The 16,014-nt window shown below is 71.3% G+C and carries 17 protein-coding genes; 3 read left to right on the plus strand and 14 right to left on the minus strand.

Annotation, left to right across the window (positions count from 1 at the left end):
* Positions 1-51 precede the first annotated feature (51 nt).
* The gene (locus AB0411_RS05150; RefSeq protein WP_366416303.1) at positions 52-1,455 is read left to right on the plus strand and encodes a phytoene desaturase family protein; all 1,404 of its coding nucleotides are present in this window, start codon (positions 52-54) and stop codon (positions 1,453-1,455) included.
* 76 nt (positions 1,456-1,531) lie between these two features.
* Here AB0411_RS05150 and AB0411_RS05155 read toward each other — a convergent pair whose 3' ends face one another.
* From AB0411_RS05155 to AB0411_RS05165, 3 genes are all read right to left on the minus strand, one after another.
* On the minus strand, positions 1,532-1,978 hold the full coding sequence (locus AB0411_RS05155; protein WP_366415850.1) for a spore-associated protein A: 447 nt from the start codon (positions 1,976-1,978) through the stop codon (positions 1,532-1,534).
* Between the two features lie 204 nt (positions 1,979-2,182).
* Complete coding sequence (locus tag AB0411_RS05160; protein WP_366415851.1) at positions 2,183-3,043, minus strand: lysozyme; 861 nt, start codon at positions 3,041-3,043, stop codon at positions 2,183-2,185.
* Between the two features lie 387 nt (positions 3,044-3,430).
* Entirely contained in the window at positions 3,431-4,075 is a 645-nt protein-coding gene (locus AB0411_RS05165; RefSeq protein WP_366415852.1) for a transglycosylase SLT domain-containing protein, read from the minus strand.
* Between the two features lie 723 nt (positions 4,076-4,798).
* Here AB0411_RS05165 and AB0411_RS05170 point away from each other — a divergent pair.
* Positions 4,799-5,014, plus strand: a complete 216-nt coding sequence (locus AB0411_RS05170; RefSeq protein WP_366415853.1) for a hypothetical protein — start codon at positions 4,799-4,801, stop codon at positions 5,012-5,014.
* 188 nt (positions 5,015-5,202) lie between these two features.
* Here AB0411_RS05170 and AB0411_RS05175 read toward each other — a convergent pair whose 3' ends face one another.
* The 7 genes from AB0411_RS05175 to AB0411_RS05205 all read right to left on the minus strand — a co-directional run bounded on the left by AB0411_RS05175 (position 5,203) and on the right by AB0411_RS05205 (position 10,845).
* Positions 5,203-5,910 (minus strand): transglycosylase SLT domain-containing protein, encoded by a 708-nt coding sequence (locus AB0411_RS05175; protein ID WP_366415854.1) that lies wholly within the window; start codon positions 5,908-5,910, stop codon positions 5,203-5,205.
* A 472-nt stretch (positions 5,911-6,382) separates the two neighbouring features.
* A complete protein-coding gene (locus tag AB0411_RS05180; protein WP_366415855.1) occupies positions 6,383-7,234 on the minus strand; it encodes an SRPBCC family protein in 852 nt (283 codons plus the stop codon).
* On the minus strand, positions 7,231-7,548 hold the full coding sequence (locus tag AB0411_RS05185) for an ArsR/SmtB family transcription factor (RefSeq protein ID WP_086721403.1): 318 nt from the start codon (positions 7,546-7,548) through the stop codon (positions 7,231-7,233). The genes AB0411_RS05180 and AB0411_RS05185 overlap by 4 nt, the downstream gene beginning before the upstream one ends.
* Positions 7,549-7,623: 75 nt before the next feature.
* The gene (locus AB0411_RS05190; protein ID WP_366415856.1) at positions 7,624-8,523 is read right to left on the minus strand and encodes an alpha/beta fold hydrolase; all 900 of its coding nucleotides are present in this window, start codon (positions 8,521-8,523) and stop codon (positions 7,624-7,626) included.
* Positions 8,524-8,642: 119 nt separating this feature from the next.
* Positions 8,643-9,881 carry a beta-ketoacyl-[acyl-carrier-protein] synthase family protein gene (locus tag AB0411_RS05195; RefSeq protein WP_366415857.1) on the minus strand — a complete coding sequence of 413 codons (1,239 nt, stop codon included), beginning with the start codon at positions 9,879-9,881 and terminating at the stop codon, positions 8,643-8,645.
* Complete coding sequence (locus tag AB0411_RS05200; protein ID WP_366415858.1) at positions 9,878-10,111, minus strand: acyl carrier protein; 234 nt, start codon at positions 10,109-10,111, stop codon at positions 9,878-9,880. Before AB0411_RS05200 ends, AB0411_RS05195 begins: the two co-directional genes overlap by 4 nt.
* Before the next feature lie 272 nt (positions 10,112-10,383).
* Complete coding sequence (locus AB0411_RS05205) at positions 10,384-10,845, minus strand: MarR family winged helix-turn-helix transcriptional regulator (RefSeq protein ID WP_366415859.1); 462 nt, start codon at positions 10,843-10,845, stop codon at positions 10,384-10,386.
* Between the two features lie 127 nt (positions 10,846-10,972).
* Here AB0411_RS05205 and AB0411_RS05210 point away from each other — a divergent pair, with 127 nt between their 5' ends.
* Entirely contained in the window at positions 10,973-11,383 is a 411-nt protein-coding gene (locus tag AB0411_RS05210; protein ID WP_366415860.1) for an organic hydroperoxide resistance protein, read from the plus strand.
* Positions 11,384-11,451: 68 nt separating this feature from the next.
* On the opposite strand, the gene AB0411_RS05215 is transcribed toward AB0411_RS05210, so the two are convergent.
* Genes AB0411_RS05215 through AB0411_RS05230 form a run of 4 tightly spaced genes read right to left on the minus strand, consistent with a single transcriptional unit; the run spans position 11,452 to position 15,950 of the window.
* On the minus strand, positions 11,452-12,843 hold the full coding sequence (locus tag AB0411_RS05215) for a GH1 family beta-glucosidase (protein WP_366415861.1): 1,392 nt from the start codon (positions 12,841-12,843) through the stop codon (positions 11,452-11,454).
* Positions 12,840-13,724, minus strand: a complete 885-nt coding sequence (locus AB0411_RS05220) for a carbohydrate ABC transporter permease (RefSeq protein WP_366415862.1) — start codon at positions 13,722-13,724, stop codon at positions 12,840-12,842. The genes AB0411_RS05215 and AB0411_RS05220 overlap by 4 nt, the downstream gene beginning before the upstream one ends.
* The gene (locus tag AB0411_RS05225; protein WP_366415863.1) at positions 13,717-14,640 is read right to left on the minus strand and encodes a carbohydrate ABC transporter permease; all 924 of its coding nucleotides are present in this window, start codon (positions 14,638-14,640) and stop codon (positions 13,717-13,719) included. The genes AB0411_RS05220 and AB0411_RS05225 overlap by 8 nt, the downstream gene beginning before the upstream one ends.
* Entirely contained in the window at positions 14,637-15,950 is a 1,314-nt protein-coding gene (locus AB0411_RS05230) for an ABC transporter substrate-binding protein (protein WP_366415864.1), read from the minus strand. Before AB0411_RS05230 ends, AB0411_RS05225 begins: the two co-directional genes overlap by 4 nt.
* Between the last annotated feature and the right edge of the window lie 64 nt (positions 15,951-16,014).

Below are 16,014 nucleotides of genomic sequence, written 5' to 3' on the forward strand. Positions count from 1 at the left end.
CATGCCGGTGCCCTGACGGGGCGGGCCGGGCGTGCGCGGGAGCGGGCAGTGGTGGTGGGGTCGGGCCCGAACGGCCTGGCCGCGGCCGTCACCCTGGCCCGCGGCGGACTGCAGGTGACGGTCCTCGAGGCGGCCGACGAGATCGGCGGCGGCGTCCGCAGCGGTGAACTGTCCGTCCCCGGCGTGCTGTTCGACCACTGCTCCTCGACCCACGTGATGGGCGCGGGCTCCCCGTATCTGCGCACCCTCGATCTCGCGTCGTACGGGCTGGAGTGGCTCTGGCCCGAGATCGACCTGGCGCACCCGGTGGACTCCGGGGGCGCGGGAGCGCTGTACCGGTCCGTGCGGCGGACCGCCGCCGGGCTCGGCGCCGACGGCCCCGCCTGGCGGCGGCTGTTCGGGCCGCTGGCCGCCGACGCGGAGGCGCTCACCGACGAGGTCATGCGGCCGCTCCTCAAGGTGCCCCGCCACCCGTTCCGGCTCGCCCGCTTCGGGCTGCACGCCCTGCAGCCGGCCACGCTGGTCGCCCGCCGCTTCCGCACCGAGGCGGGCCGCGGCCTCTTCGGCGGGGCGGCGGCCCATCTCTTCGGCCCGCTGGACCGACCCCTCGGCGCTTCCGTAGGACTCATGATCCTCGCCGCCGGGCACCGGTACGGCTGGCCGGTGGCCAAGGGCGGCTCCGGCGCCCTCGCGGCGGCGCTGGCTGCCCTGCTCACCGAGGCGGGCGGCCGGATCGAGACCGGCATCCGCATCCGCTCACTCGACGAACTGCCGCCCTGCGCCGCGGTGTTGCTCGACCTGACGCCCGCCGCCGCGGCCTCGGTGCTCGGCGACCGGCTGCCGCCCCGGATACGCCGGGCCTACCGCCGCTACCGGCCCGCCCCCGGTGCGTTCAAGCTCGATCTGACGGTCGAGGGCGGGGTGCCCTGGCGCGCCGAGGCCTGCCGGCGGGCCGGGACGGTGCACCTCGGCGGCAGCTTCGAGCGGATCGCCCACGCGGAGCGGGAGGTCCACGCCGGGCGGATGCCGCGGCGGCCGTTCCTCCTGGTCTCCCAGCAGTACCTCGCCGACCCCGGCCGCTCCGCGGGCGACCTCCATCCGGTCTCCGCGTACGCCCATGTGCCGTACGGCTACACCGGCGACGCCACCGCCGCGATGCTGGCGCAGTTCGAGCGCTTCGCGCCGGGCACACGGGAGCGCATCGTCGCCGCCACCGCCACCTCGACCGCCGATCTGGAACGGGCCAACGCCAATCTCGCCGGCGGTGACATCATCGGCGGCGCGAACACCCCGTTGCAGCTCACGATGCGTCCCCGCGCCGCCCTCGACCCGTACCGCACGGGGGTCCCCGGCGTCTTCCTGTGCTCGGCGGCCACCCCGCCGGGAGCCGGCGCCCACGGCATGAGCGGCCACAACGCGGCCCGGTCCGCACTGCGGGCGCTGGGCAGGTCCTGACCCGTGCCGTCCGCCGCGGCAGCGCGAACGGCGGGTTTCCGGGCGCATGCCGCCCGGAAACCCGCCGTCATGCCGCTCAGTGGTGCCGGACGACTCCGGCCGCCATCCGGCCGCAGTTGGAGCCGGAGACACTGACGCTGACCGACTCGATCGAGCCGCCCCAGTCCACACAGACGCCCTTCGCGGGCAGATAGACGGGACCGGCGTACGAGGTGTACTGCCCGCTGTCGTAAACCCAGTCGGAACTGCCGTTGGAGGCCGTGAGATACGTGTACATGTAGACCGGCTTACCCGGGCTGTTCCGCACCGTCACGACACAGTTCTTTCCGGTCTTCGCGCTGTACGTCAGGTACACGGTCCCCTTTCCGGTGACCGGTACGGAATTCACTACGCTGTAGCCGCTTCCGCAGGCGCCGTTGTACGCGGCCTTCGTGGCCGCGGTCGCGGTGGTGGCCGCCGTCATCGTGGCGATACTCGCCACGGCCAGTACTGCGGATCCTGCGATGGCACGTGAACGCTTCATCGAATTTACCCCCGTCGGTGGAGTGCGTCGCGTGGTCCTTTCGCAGTGTTGGACAGCGGTCGGCGGTGGATGGTTGTACCGGGTCGGGGAATTCACCTTTGTTCGAACGCAGTTGTCGAAAAACGATGCCCGGCGCGGGCGGCATGACGGCCGGTCCCCGGCGCCGGAGGGCGCCGGGGACCGGCCGGGAGCGGAGGCGGGGGGTCAGCCGCCGTTCGCGAGGACCTTCAGGCGGGTGAGCGTGCCGTTGAAGCGGTTGCGGTCGCCGACCGAGTGGCCCGAGGAGGTGTGCTGCCAGATGCTGTGGTACTGCCAGCCGCGCGGCAGCGAGCCCACGGAGGAGCCGTAGCGCGGGATCCACAGCGGATTCGTCTTGCCGAACTTGCCGGAGTTGCCGGTGCACTGCTTCCACCAGTTGGTGGACGTGTAGATGACCGGGTAGCGGCCGGTCTCCTCCCGGTAGGTCCGCACGAAGTCGCGGATCCAGCGGACCATGGCCTTGTGGCTCTTGCCGTAGCAGGTCGCGCCGTAGGGGTTGTACTCCATGTCGAGCGCGCCGGGCAGCGTCCGGCCGTCCCGGGACCAGTCGCCGCCGTGGTCGGCGAAGTACTCCGCCTGGGAGCGGCCGCTGGAGTGGTCGGGCAGCGCGAAGTGGTACGCGCCGTGGATCATGCCGGAGGAGTACGAGCCCCTGTACTGCTGCGCGAAGTAGGGGTTCCGGTAGCTGGTTCCCTCGGTGGCCTTGACATACGCGAAGCGCACCCCGGACCTGCGCAGCGTCGGCCAGCTGACCTTGCGGTTGTGGCTGGAGACGTCGACGCCGGACACGGCCCTTCTGGACGACGCCTGCGGTTCGAGGCCACCCGCCCGGATGCTGCTGCCCTCGTGGGCCGCGATGGTGGAGCCCATCCAGTCCTGCTCGGGGTGTGCCGGTCTCTTGGCATCCGACGCCGTGGCGGAGCCGGGCAGCGCGAGGGGCAGAGCGAGCACGGAGAGAAGAGAGACGAGAGTTCCGGCCGCAAGAGGGACTGTACGGCGGGCCGGACCGGATCTGCGCAAGGGCATCGCATGCCTCCGAAGGCCTTCGGTTGAGTCAGGTTCGGCAGCTTTTGAGCAGAATCCTGCCGATAAGAGACTTATACGCAGAACTGCCTGACGCTATGACCCAACAGGCCGTCAGTCCGTCGACCGGCCCCGCATCTCACCCGTCTGGCGGCCGCACACGGTCACCCGCGTCCCCGGGCCGCCCCCGTATGTCGCACGACAGAGCGAAGCGGGCCCCGGCACTGCCGGGACCCGCTCCACCGCGCAGCGGCGAACGCGCCATTCCGCCGCTTCGCAAGCTGCCATATGCAGAGCCTGTCGGCTCGCTTGTGCGGTCCGTCAGGACCGTGGCCTCATCGGCCCTGGGCCGGCCGGGAGGGCCGGCGACGGCTCATCGGCTCAGCCGGCTCAGTAGGCCGAGTTGACCTTGTCGATCGAGCCGTAACGGTCGGCCGCGTAGTTGGCCGCGGCGGTGATGTTGGCGACCGGGTCGGTGAGCTTCTTCGGCGTGCCGGACACGTGGTAGCTGTCGAAGGTGGGCTGGATCACCTGGAGCAGGCCCTTGGACGGCACACCGTTGACGGCGTTGACGTCCCAGTTGTTGACGGCGTTGGGGTTACCGGCGGACTCCCGCATGATGTTGCGGTGCAGGCCCTCGTAGGAGCCGGGGATGCCCTTGGACTTCATGATGTCGAGCGACTCACGGATCCAGCCGTCGAGGTTGTTCGCGTAGTCCTTGACGCCGGTGCGCTCGGTGGAGCGGCTGGCGGCCTGCTGAGCGCTGTGCTGCTTGGCGACGTCGGCGACCTTGGTGTGGCCCGCGGCGGAGGCGGTCACGGCGCGGCCGGTCTTGACGTCGCCGGCCTTGCCCGGCTGGCCCTTCGCATCGACGGGCTTGACCGCGGCCGGGGCGTGCGCGGACGCCGCCTGGGCGGTGTCCGGAGCCGAGGTGACGGCCAGGCCCGAGGTGGCACCCGCGGCGGCCAGAACGGCCACGGCGATCTTGTGGGTGCGGGTGATGCGGGTGATGCGGGGCAGGGTGAAGCTAGGCATGCAGATTGACCTCTTCCAGGTACTGGGGACGGGGAGGCGGCCTTTTTGGCGGCGCGTTCCGCACCGGAGGTCTTTGTTGCGATCGCCTTGGGGCGTGAGTCGCAAACTCGCTCTCAGTGCGTCGGAATCCATGGTTAACGCCGGTCCCGAATCGAGGCAATGTTGCTCGGTACTACTCATCTTCGTGAGGTAAACCCGGATCCCCGAAGTAATAAGCGTTTCTGGCGGCGTTGGCCCGGAATGGCCGCATGGAAATCAACTAGGCAGTCTCGTAAGTGACGTACGTCGCGTGCCCCGAGTCACCTGAGAGCGGCCGCAAAGGCGCTTCGGCGGCCCGTATAAGTTGCCTGGCTCACACCGGAATTACCGGCCTTTGCGGCCGCCGGTGGCGTGCACTGCGGCCGTTTATCCGGGCGACTTGGCAACGGGGCGGGGCCGGGAGAACCCCACATGTGGTGCGGGGCACTGCGCCCGGGCCCAATGGGGCGGCAATTGTGCGCTGATTCACGAGCGGGGGGCGGCGTCCGGCGCCACGGAGATCACGGATCTGCGGGCGGGGGAAGGCCCGTGTGCGCATGCGCCGTCGGTGCGTGGCCGCTCAGGCGATACGGCGGTGCCGCTGGTCCGTTCGCAGCAGCGCCCGGAGCTGTCGCATGACTACGGACCCCCCGCTCCACGAAGGTGACACCGCACACAGCCATCACTCACCGTAGGGACGTGCTCATGCTCCGTCGTCTCACCGTCGTTCTCACCGGCCTGCTGGTCTCCGGCTTCCTCGCCACGGGAGTTGCCGCCGCCGCGCCCGCCGACGGCCACCACCAGCGCGGCTGGCACCGCCAGCACCCGCTCACCCCCAGGGAACGGGAAGGGCTTCGCATCGCCGGCCAGATCCTCGACACGCTCTTCGGCGGAGACAGGGTGCGCGGCGGCCGCTTCTGACGCGCGGCGCCGGGCACCGAAGTCCGGCACGAGAACCGGGGCCCGGCGCCGGCCGCGCACGCCGACGGCAACGGCAGTGGCCCCGCCCGCGCGATGCGGGCAGGGCCACTGCCGTTGCCGTGCCGGTGCCGCTCCGCGGCACCTGTATCAGTCTGCTCCGACCGTCCTCACGGTCGCGTCTGTCCGGCTCAGTAGGCCGAGTTGACGTTGTCGATCGAGCCGTACCGGTGGGCCGCGTAGTTGGCGGCGGCGGTGATGTTGGCGATCGGGTCGGTGAGCTTCTTGGGCGTGCCGGACACGTGGTAGGTGTCGAAGGTGGGCTGGATCACCTGGAGCAGGCCCTTGGAGGGCACGCCGTTGATGGCGTTGATGTCCCAGTCGTTGACGGCGTTCGGGTTGCCGCTGGACTCCCGCATGATGTTGCGGTGCAGGCCCTCGTAGGAGCCGGGGATGCCCTTGGACTTCATGATGTCGAGCGACTCGCGGATCCAGCCGTCGAGGTTGTTCGCGTAGCGCTTCGGGGCGGCCTTCGGCGCCGCCTTGGGGGCCGCGGACTTGGGCGAGGCTATGACCTTGCGCTCGGCGGACCGGTTGGCGGCCTGCTTGGCGGTGTGGCCCTGCTTCTCGACCGCGGTGACCTTGAGGCCGTCGGCGACGGACGAGGCGAGCTGCTGCCCCTTCTTGCCGTCGTCGGCGCGGTCCTTCGCGGTGAGCGGAAGGCCGTTGGCGCTGACGGGCTTGACCGCGGCCGACGCGTGACCGGCGGTGGTCTCGGCGTCGCTCGGCGCCGCGGTGAACGCCAGGGCGGCCGCGCAGCTCGCGGTGGCCACCACTGCCGCGGAGACCTTGTGTGCACGGGTGAGGCGGGCGGGGCGGGGCAGGGTGAAGTTCGGCATGAGGGTGACCTCTTCCAGGGCTTGGTGGCGGGGGAGACGGCCTTCGGTTGGCGCGTGAGACCGAGGGTCGGTGGCCGCGTTCGCCGCTCTGGCTGAGATCGCAGGCGCTTCTCGGTGCTACGCCGAACATGCTTAGCGAGCGCCCTGGATGCAGGCAAAGGTGCCTTGTACTACCTATCTTCGTGAGATGGAGTGAGATGTCCGTTGTAAATCCTGCATTTCGCGCTCAGCGCGGGGAACGGCATCGACTAAAACCGCTCGTACGTGACGTACGTCGCGTGCCGCGCATCACCCGGCGCCGGTCGCCGTGACCTCTCGGCGGCCCCCGGAAGTTGCCTGGCTCACACCGCGGAGCGGCGGTGCGCCGCTGCCGGAAAGGCCTCACGGAAAGGGCCGCAATAACGCTCGCGCCCCCTATGGACTCCGAAGTCCATAGGGGGCGCGCGTCAGCGGGAACGAGGTCCGCGGCGGGTCAGGATTCCAGGAGACGTGCCGCGAGATGCTCGATGCGGTCGTGCCAGGCGATCCGTGCGGCGTCCGCGTCGAAATCGCGCGGGCCGGTCTGGGTGAGGACGAGCCGGGCGCCATGGCCGGTGCCCCGGCCCAGCTCCCACCGGACCGTGCCGTCCGGCTGCCAGCGGTAGGCGAGCACCGTGGGGGCCCGTACCTCGGTGACGGGCCCGGCCGGCGCCCGTCCCGTGGTGAAGCCCGCCGGTGCGGGCGCGCCTTCCACGGGTTCGTCCCCCGGGGCCAGCGCCGCCCAGACGGTCTCGGCGGGCCGTACGAGCTGGCGCTCGAAACGGACCAGCAGGCCGTCCGGGGTGTCCTCGACCACACCCTGCCCGAGATCGAACTGCTCGACGTACGCCTCGTGCAGCTCCCCGGTGTCGCGGGGGACGGCCGTCGGTGCGCCGTCGAGCAGCTGCGCGAGCGCGGTGAGGCACAGATGCCAGCCGGAGGCGAAGCTCGCGCCGCCGAACCGGTCGCCGAAGGTGTGGACCAGGGTCAGCAGCGAGCCCTCGCCGTCCGGCGTGATCTCCCAGCGCAGATGGTCCTCGCCCCAGGTGAAGGCGAACAGCCGGGGCTCCTCGGCGTCGGTGACCGTGCCGGTCATGGCGACATCGCGCACGCCGGGCATGGTGAAGGTCATCGCCCCGCCGGGCCGGAGCTCCACGGTGACCTCGGAGGGGAACCACTGCCCGATGTGCGCCGGGTCGGTGATCGCCGACCAGACCTTCGCGGGCGGATGGGCGAGCCTGCGCTCCATGCGCAGGGCGTTCCGGCCGTCGCCGGCGGGGGTGAGGCTGTCGGAGCGGGGGTTCATCGGGGGTCGTCCTCCATGGCGTCGAGATGCCGTTCCAGGGCGTCGAGGCTCCCGGTCCACAGATGCCGGTAGTGCGCGAGCCAGGCGTCCAGCTCCGCCAGGGGCTCGGGGCGGAGCTCGTACCAGCGGCGCTGGGCGTCCTGCCGGACCCGGACCAGGCCGGCCTCGCGGAGCACCCGCAGATGCTTGGAGGTGCCGGGCTGGCTCAGTCCGAGCTGCTCGGTGAGCTCGCCGACCAGCCGTGGGCGCTCCAGGAGCAGGTCGAGGATCCTGCGCCGGCTCGGTTCCGCGAGGACGTCGAACGGTAGGGGCATGCCTTCAGTATGCTGCGCGAGTTATATAACCGCAAGGGAATGTGCTCCAGGCCTGGCTCATGACCCGGAGGCGGCTCATACGCACGCCGGATCGGCGGCCGGAGCCTCCTCGCGCGCCACCGGCGCGAGGCAGGGCGCCGAGCCCAGCGGACCGTCGGTGAAGAACCGGGCCGCCAAGTCCGCGACGTCCCGGGGGCGTTCGAGCACCACCCAGTGATCGGCGTCCGGAATCGTCAGGAAGCGGCTGCCCGTGATGGTGGCCGCGAAGTCCCGTTGCCGGGCCGGGGAGGTCACCGTGTCGTGCTCGCCGCTGAAGACCAGGGCGGGGATACCGGTCAGGCCGCCGGAGAAGTCCGGGCGGTCCGAGATCCCCCTGCGCAGCGATTCGACGGCGTGCCGGGAGTTCCGGGCCGCCTGCAGCATCGAGCGCCGGACGTAGCGGTAGGCCAGCCGCCGGTGCACGACGTGCCGGCGGTCGTCGAGGCACATCAGCCCCTCGGTGACCAGGGTGGCGAAGGCCTCGGTGTCGCCGTGCGCGAGATGGTCGGAAGCCCGTCGCCACAGCTCCTGCTGCGCCTGGCTGATGTGCGCCGGAACCCCGCCCAGGGCGAGCCGCGCGATGCGTCCGGGGAACCGCCGGGCGCATCCGTAGGCCAGGCCGGCGCCGTAGGAGAAGCCGAAGAGGTTGATCCGGGGGACGTCCAGATCCTCGATGATGCCCTCGATCGCGGCGCACACCACATCGATGCTCGGCCCGGGGGGAAGCGGGTCGGCGCTCCCCATGCCCGGCAGGTCGGCGGTCACCACATCCGCGAACGGCCCCACGTGATCTTCCATCTGCGGCCAGCCGAACATCCCCTGCAGCGCGCCGCCCAGCACCAGCACCGGCTCGGTGATCCGCTCCGGCTGCCGCAGCCGCCGGTAGGAGTAGGACACTCCGTGCACCGACAAGGAGCGGATCGTTTCCTCGGACATGTCAGATTTCCTTCTCGGGGCACCGGCGGGAACGGGCGCGCCGACGCGGCGCGCGGGGGCGGTCCAGGCCGTGCCGTCACACTCCCGCAGCCCTGGCGGGGCGCGTGTGACGGCAGGGCCTAGCGGGTCAGCACCAGCGCGGCGTTGTGCCCGCCGAAGCCGAGGGACGTCTTGACCGCGCAGTCGAACGCCGCCTGCCGGGCCTCCGTGTGCACCACCTCGACCGGGATCCGCGGGTCCAGCACCTCCAGGTTGGCGGTCGGGGGCACCAGCTGCTGTTCCAGGGCGAGCACGGTGAGCGCGGTCTCGATCCCGCCCGCGGCACCCAGCGCGTGTCCGGTCATGGCCTTGGTCGAGGTGACCAGGGGGTGGTCGCCGAGGACCCGCTGCAGCGCGGCGGCCTCGATGTGGTCGTTGGCGACCGTCGAGGTGCCGTGCGCGTTGACGTGACCGATGTCGCGGGCCCCCACCCCGGCGTCCGCCAGTGCGGTGCGCAGTGCCCGCTCGATGCCCTTGCCCTCGGGGTCGGGGGCCACCGCCGCGTAGGCGTCGCTGGACGCGCCGTAGCCGCGGATGTGGGCGCGTACGGGGGCGTGGCGGGCCCGGGCGTGCTCGGGCCGCTCCAGCACCAGGAGCCCGGCGCCCTCGCCGACCACGAAGCCGTCCCGGCCCGCGTCGAAGGGGCGGCACGCGGCGGCGGGGTCGTCCCGGCGGGTGGAGACCGCCTTCATCTGGCAGGCGCTGGCGATCAGCAGCCGGGACAGGACCGACTCCGCCCCGCCGGCGATGGCGATGTCGCAGACCCCCGCGCGCAGCAGCTGGTGCGCGGTGCCCAGGGCGACGGTCCCGGAGGAGCAGGCCGTGGCCACGCCCAGGCTGGGGCCGTGGGCGCCGATGTCCATGCAGACGCTGCTGGCGGCGCTGTTGACGACGGTCAGCGGGGCGAGCTTGGGGGAGACCCGGCGGGCGCCGCGCCCGGCCATGGCGACATGCTGCTCGTCGTAGAACGGCAGCCCGCCGTGCGCGGAGCCGATCACCACGGCGACCCGGCTGCTGTCCCAGGACTCCGGGTCGAGCCCGGCATCGGCGACGGCCTCCCGGGCGGCGATCACCGCGAGCTGCGAGAAGCGGTCCATCAGCCGCTGGGTGGCCACGCCGAGCAGCTCGGTGGTGTCCAGACCGGCGATGGTGTACATGAAGTCGCAGGGCAGGTCGGCGAGTTCCTCTTGGTGGGACACCCCGTGGGGCACGGTTTCCTGGGTGACGGCGTGCCAGGTGGCCTTCGCCCCCACGCCCGCCGCGGTCACCAGTCCCAGCCCTGTCACGGCCGCGGAGAACGGCTCCTGGCGGGCCGTCATGCCGGCACGGTGCCGTCGACGGCCGCCACCAGCTGGCCCACCGTGTTCCGCGGGGTCAGCGACACCTCGTCGAGGTCGATGTCCAGCCGTTCCTCGATGAGGACGCGGAGCTCCTCCAGCGCCAGGGAGTCGAGGCGCAGGCTGCGCAGCGGAGCCTCCTCGGCGATGTCGACCGGGGCGACCCCGAATCGTTGGACCAGCAAGGTGTTGACAACTTCTGCCGCATTCACGTGGCGCTCCTCCGCTTGTCGTAGGCGATGCTGCCAACCGCGTCGTGGGCGGGATTTCACCGGCGGCTCCGGCTGGTTTGACCACCCTTTATACGCCTTTGTCCCGATGACTCCCCAACCTTGGTAGCTCAATGGGGTGATGAGCGCACCGGGGCGGCCAGGGCGTCGGCGCCTCGCCTTGCGGACGCCGCGGAGAGCACCTACGTACGTAACGCCGCGGACCGGCGGGAGGTACGGGCCGCGGGCCGGCGGACCGCGGAGGGCCTCCGGTGTCAGGCCGTGTCGAGGGCGCTGGTCACCCGCCCCAACAGGCCCTGGAGGGTGCGGAGTTCCTCGATGGTCAGGCCGGTGGCGGCCAGCATCCTGCGGGGGACGGGCAGGGCGGCCTCGCGCAGCTCGTCGCCGGCCGGGGTCAGGTGGATGGTGACCGACCGCTCGTCCTCGGTGCTCCGCTCGCGGCGCACCAGGGCGGCCGACTCCAGGCGTTTGAGGAGCGGGGAGAGGGTGCCGGAGTCCAGCCGGAGCCGTTCGCCGATGGCCTTGACGGGCTGGGAGCCGTGCTCCCACAGGACCAGCATGACCAGGTACTGGGGGTAGGTCAGGCCCAGGTCCTTGAGGGCGTCGCGGTAGACGCCGCCGAAGGCCCGTGAGGCGGCGTGCAGCGAGAAGCAGACCTGGTGGTCGAGGCGGAGGAGTTCGGCGTCGGGTACCGGGGGCCTGGTGGCGGAGGTCATGGGTCCAGGTTAGCTCGCCGGGTCATTTAGTTGTGCGCAATCGAGTTGCGCACAATTTAAATGTGTGTCACTGTGATGCCTGTCGGTGGCCGGGAAGCGGCCGCCGCGCCACCGAAGGGGAACTGTGATGGACGCGCTGTACACCGCTGTCGCCACCGCCAACGGCCGCGAAGGCCGGGCGGTCAGCTCCGACGGCCAGATCGACCTGGCCCTGGCCATGCCGCCGGCCCTCGGCGGCAACGGTGCCGGGACCAACCCGGAGCAGCTCTTCGCCGCCGGCTACGCGGCCTGCTTCGCCAGCGCGATGAGCAACGTCGGCCGCCAGATGAAGCTCGACACCAAGGACGTCTCGGTCACCGCCGAGGTCTCCATCGGCAAGGACGACACCGGTTTCGGGCTGGCCGTCGTCATGCGCGTCGAGCTGCCGGACGCCCTCGCGGGCGAGACCGGGCGGCAGCTGGTCGAGGCGACGCACCAGTTCTGCCCGTACTCCAAGGCCACCCGCGGCAACATCGACGTCGAGCTGGTCGTCGAGTAGGCGGGCGGCGTGCCCGGCGGACCGGCCCCCGCGAACCCGCCGGGGCCGGTCCGCCGCACACGTACGGCTCAGACCGCGGGCGGGGCGGCGCGGTGCGTCCGGCCGCCGATCAGTGCCGCGTAGTGCCGGCCGCTGTCCTTGAGGGTGCGCACCTGGGTCGCGAAGTCGACATGGAACAGGCCGAAGCGCTTGTCGTAGCCGTAGGCCCACTCGAAGTTGTCCATCAGCGACCAGGCGAAGTACCCGGCGAGCGGGGCGCCCTTCCGGGCCGCACGGGCGCAGGCCGCCACATGCTGGTGCAGGTACGCGGTGCGCTCGGGGTCCTCGACGGTGCCCCGGGGGCCGACGACGTCCGGGTAGGCGGAGCCGTTCTCGGTGACGTAGATCCTGGGCGCCGCGTACTCCTCGGTCAGCCGCAGCAGCAGGGTTTCCAGGCCGCCCGCGTCGATCTCCCAGTCCATGCCCGTACGGGGCACGTGCGGCCGGCGCACCGGGCGGGCGAACGGCGGCGGGCCGGACGGGTCGGCGGCGACCACGACCGGGAAGTAGTAGTTCAGCCCCAGCCAGTCCAGCGGCTCCGCCATGGCCGCGAGGTCGCCGGGTCGCTCCGGCAGCTCGACGCCGTAGACCTCCCGCATGTCGGCGGGGAAGCCGCGGCCGTGCACCGGGTCGAGCCACCAGCGGTTGGTGTGCCCGTCCATCCGCCGGGCCGCCGCGGCGTCGGCCCCGGACCCGGTGGCGGGCTCGACGGTGCTCAGGTTGGTGACGATGCCGATCCCGGCGTCCGGGGCGGCGGCCCGGATCGCCCCTACGGCCAGGCCGTGCCCGAGCAGCAGGTGGTAGGAGGCGCGCACGGCTGCCGGCAGGTCCGTGAGGCCGGGCGCCATCCGGCCTTCGAGATGGCCGATCCAGGCCGAGCACAAGGGCTCGTTGAGCGTGGCCCACTGCGGGACCCGGTCGCCGAGCTTCCCGGCGACCACCGAGGCGTACGCCGCGAAGTGCTCGGCGGTCCGGCGCTCGGGCCAGCCGCCGCGGTCCTGGAGCGCCTGGGGCAGGTCCCAGTGGTAGAGCGTGGCGAACGGGGTGATGCCCGCTTCGAGGAGGCCGTCGACGAGCCGGTCGTAGAACGCCAGGCCCGCGGCGTTCACCCGGCCGTCGCCGTCCGGCACCACCCGCGGCCAGGCCACCGAGAACCGGTAGGCGCCGACCCCCAGTTGCCGCATCAGCGCGATGTCCTCGCGCCAGCGGTGGTAGTGGTCGCAGGCCCGGTCCCCGGTGTCCCCGTTGGCGGTCCGGCCCGGGGTGTGCGCGTAGGTGTCCCAGATGGAGGGGGCGCGGCCGTCCTCGGCGACCGCTCCCTCGATCTGATAGGCCGACGTGGCCACGCCCCAGGCGAAGCCGTCCGGCAGGGCGGCGAAGTCGATCCGGTCGGTCACGGGGTTCCTTTCGGCGTGGGTCATTTGACGGCCCCGGTGGTGAGCCCGGCGACCAGATAGCGCTGGAGCAGCAGGAACCCGGCGACCACCGGGACGCTGACGACCAGGGACGCGGCCATGACCTGGTTCCAGTAGACGTCGTTCTGGGTGGCGTAGCCCTGCAGCCCGACCGAGAGGGTGCGGGTGGTGTCGTTGGTCATCACCGAGGCGAACAGCACCTCCCCCCAGGCGGTCATGAAGGCGTAGACCGCGACCGCGACGATCCCGGGGAGGGCGGCCGGCACCACGACCCGCAACAGCGCCCCGAGCGCGCCGCAGCCGTCCACGTACGCGGCCTCGTCCAGCTCGCGCGGCACCGAGGCGAAGTACCCGGTCAGCATCCAGATGGAGAACGGGAGCGAGAACGTCAGATAGGTCAGGACCAGGCCGCCGCGGGAGCCGTAGAGGGCGACGCCCGTGGAGTTGCCGATGTTGACGTAGATCAGGAAGAGCGGGAGCAGGAAGAGGATGCCGGGGAACATCTGCGTGGACAGCACCGTGACGGTGAAGACCCGCTTGCCGCGGAAGCGGTAGCGGCTCACCGCGTACGCGGCGAAGACCGCGATGACCACCGAACAGACGGTGGCCGAGCCCGCCACGATCAGCGAGTTGCCGAAGTACCGGGCCAGCGGGACCGTGTGCCAGATGTCGAGGTAGGGGCGGATCGTCAGCGTGCCGGGCAGCCAGTGGAAGCTGCCCGAGACGTCCTCCAGCGGCTTGAGCGAGCTGCTGAGCATCACGTACACCGGGAGCAGCACGAAGCCGGTCAGCGCGGTGAGGAAGATCCGGCGGGCCCAGCGGAAGGAGCGGGGCGGGGCGGTGGGGGAGCGCCGGCGGCCGGCCGTACGGGCTGTGGCGCTAGTCATCGGCGTGCTTCCTTCCGCGCGAGGTGGCCAGGAGATAGCCGGCCGTCACCACCAGCAGGAAGAGCAGCAGCAGGACGGACATGGCCGAGCCGGTGCCGAAGTTCCAGGTGACGAACGAGGACTGGTAGATGTGGATGGAGAGCAGGTCGGCGGCCTCCGGAGCGGCCTTGCCGAACAGCACGTACGGCGTGTTGAACTCGTTGAAGGACCACAGGAAGAGCACCAGCACCAGCACCTGGTTGAGGGGACGCAGGGAGGGCAGGGTGATCCGGCGGATCTGCCGGAGCATGCCCGCTCCGTCGAGCGCCGCCGCCTCGTAGAGCTCCTTGGGGATGCTCTGCAGCCCGGCCATCACCACGAGGAACGCGAACGGCCAGGTCTTCCACACGCAGACCACGAGCAGCGCGGCGAAGCTGTGATCGCCCAGCAGCCAGAAGGGCCGGCCGTCGGTGAGGTGCAGTTGGTCGTGCAGCACATGGTTGACCAGGCCGTTGTCCCGCTGGAACATAAAGGCCCAGGTGATCACCGCGGCGTAGACCGGCAGCGCGTACGGGGTGAGGAACACGGCCCGCAGCAGGCCGCGGCCCCGGAAGTCCTCCTGGAGGAAGAGCGCTGCCGCGGTGCCCAGGAGCCAGCACAGGCCGACCGACAGCACACTGAACGCACAGGTGACGAGGAACGAGTGCAGCAGCGTCGCGCCGACCGGGGCGTCGAAGTCCACGGTGACGCGGTAGTTGCCCAGCCCCTCCCAGGGGGCCGTGCCCCAGTCGCCGATATGGAGCCGGGTCAGGTCCTTGAAGCTCATCACGATGCCGATGACCATCGGGACGAGGTGGACCAGCAGCTCCAGCGCCAGCGCGGGGAGCAGCAGCAGATAGGGCAGCCCGGCCCGGCGCAGCCCGGCGGGGATCCTCATTGCGCCATCTGCTGCTCGGCCTTGGCCAGACGCGCTGTGACCGAGGCGGTCGTCACCGGGTGGCCCGCGGCCGCGTCGGCGAACAGGTCCTTGATGGCGGTGCCGACGGACGTCTCGAACTGCGACTCCTCGGCGACCTGCGGCAGCGGCGTGGCGCTGCGGGTGAGCGTGTCGCGCAGCACCCTGGTGTCCTGGCGGTCGAAGGCCGGGTCCCGCTGGGCGGCCGTGACGGGCGGGATGGAGCCGTAGGTCTTGTTGAGCAGCCGTTGTTCGGCGTCGCTCGTCATGAACTTCACGAACTCCCGGGCGCCGTGGAGGTTGTGGGTGTTCTTGAAGACGGCGATGTTGATACCGGCGAGCATGGAGTTGGTCTGCCGGCCGGTGCCCGGCGTGCCGGAGGGGACGGGCACCGGGGCGACGCCCCACTCGTCCGGCTTCATCCCGTCGGCCGCGAAGGTGGTGGCCGCGGCCTGCCACAGCACCATCGCGGTCCGGCCCGTGGCGAAGTCCCGCAGCGACTGGTTCTGCCCGTACTCGGCGTTGCCCGGCGCGATGATCTTGTCCTTGGCCATGAAGTCGATGTACTGCTTGACCGCCGCGACCGCGCCGTCCGAGGTGAAGGCGGGCTTGCCGGAGCCGTCGAAGAAGTCGGCGCCGTGCTGCTTGCCGAGGACGAAGGCCTGATGGATGTTGTTGGTCAGCTGACCGCCCTCGGCGCCCAGGCCCCACTTGCCGCCCTTGGCGATGCGCTTGCCGTCCGCGACCAACTCGTCCCAGGTGGCCGGGGGTTCGCTGATCCCGGCGTCCTTGAACATCTGCTTGTTGTAGTAGAGCGCATAGGCCAGCGAGTACAACGGGACCGCGGCCGGGTCCTTGCCCGCCGCGCCCGTGGCGTCCAGGGCCGGTGCCAGGAAGCGGCCGCGTCCGCCGATCGCGTCGAAGTTCTTCTTGTCCCAGGGCAGCAGCGCGCCGGTGGCCTGCAGCGAAGCGGACCAGGTGTTGCCGATGTTGAGCACGTCGGGGCCCTGGCCCGAGGTGGTGGCGGTGAGGATCCGGTTGAGCAGTTCGGGCCAGGGGACGACCTCCAGCCTGACCTTGATCCCGGTCCGCCGCTCGAACTTCTTCAGCTCGGGACCGAGGATCTTCTTGTCCGCCTCGACGTTCGGTCCCTGGTTGGACGCCCAGTACGTCAGGGTCCCGGGGGCGTCGTCGCTGCCCCCTCCGGGGCTCGTCCCGCCCCCGCATCCGGATGCCACGGCGGCGAGCGCGGTGACGGTGGCGGTGATGGTCGCGGCTCGGAGTATGCGCATGACGGATACGCCTCTCTCTGAGGAGTCCGAGGTCGGCCATGTTCAGTTCCTGAACGGCCTCATG

The sequence above is a fragment of the Streptomyces angustmyceticus genome (assembly GCF_040701845.1).
Lineage (GTDB): Bacteria > Actinomycetota > Actinomycetes > Streptomycetales > Streptomycetaceae > Streptomyces > Streptomyces angustmyceticus_A.

Excerpts from the sequence above, each read along its gene's own strand:
- AB0411_RS05155 (WP_366415850.1), bottom strand. The coding sequence starts at position 1,978 with ATGAAGCGTTCACGTGCCATCGCAGGATCCGCAGTACTGGCCGTGGCG.
- AB0411_RS05160 (WP_366415851.1), bottom strand. The coding sequence starts at position 3,043 with ATGCCCTTGCGCAGATCCGGTCCGGCCCGCCGTACAGTCCCTCTTGCG.
- AB0411_RS05165 (WP_366415852.1), bottom strand. The coding sequence starts at position 4,075 with ATGCCTAGCTTCACCCTGCCCCGCATCACCCGCATCACCCGCACCCAC.
- AB0411_RS05170 (WP_366415853.1), top strand. The coding sequence starts at position 4,799 with ATGCTCCGTCGTCTCACCGTCGTTCTCACCGGCCTGCTGGTCTCCGGC.
- AB0411_RS05175 (WP_366415854.1), bottom strand. The coding sequence starts at position 5,910 with ATGCCGAACTTCACCCTGCCCCGCCCCGCCCGCCTCACCCGTGCACAC.
- AB0411_RS05180 (WP_366415855.1), bottom strand. The coding sequence starts at position 7,234 with ATGAACCCCCGCTCCGACAGCCTCACCCCCGCCGGCGACGGCCGGAAC.
- AB0411_RS05185 (WP_086721403.1), bottom strand. The coding sequence starts at position 7,548 with ATGCCCCTACCGTTCGACGTCCTCGCGGAACCGAGCCGGCGCAGGATC.
- AB0411_RS05190 (WP_366415856.1), bottom strand. The coding sequence starts at position 8,523 with ATGTCCGAGGAAACGATCCGCTCCTTGTCGGTGCACGGAGTGTCCTAC.
- AB0411_RS05195 (WP_366415857.1), bottom strand. The coding sequence starts at position 9,881 with ATGACGGCCCGCCAGGAGCCGTTCTCCGCGGCCGTGACAGGGCTGGGA.
- AB0411_RS05205 (WP_366415859.1), bottom strand. The coding sequence starts at position 10,845 with ATGACCTCCGCCACCAGGCCCCCGGTACCCGACGCCGAACTCCTCCGC.
- AB0411_RS05210 (WP_366415860.1), top strand. The coding sequence starts at position 10,973 with ATGGACGCGCTGTACACCGCTGTCGCCACCGCCAACGGCCGCGAAGGC.
- AB0411_RS05215 (WP_366415861.1), bottom strand. The coding sequence starts at position 12,843 with ATGACCCACGCCGAAAGGAACCCCGTGACCGACCGGATCGACTTCGCC.
- AB0411_RS05220 (WP_366415862.1), bottom strand. The coding sequence starts at position 13,724 with ATGACTAGCGCCACAGCCCGTACGGCCGGCCGCCGGCGCTCCCCCACC.
- AB0411_RS05225 (WP_366415863.1), bottom strand. The coding sequence starts at position 14,640 with ATGAGGATCCCCGCCGGGCTGCGCCGGGCCGGGCTGCCCTATCTGCTG.
- AB0411_RS05230 (WP_366415864.1), bottom strand. The coding sequence starts at position 15,950 with ATGCGCATACTCCGAGCCGCGACCATCACCGCCACCGTCACCGCGCTC.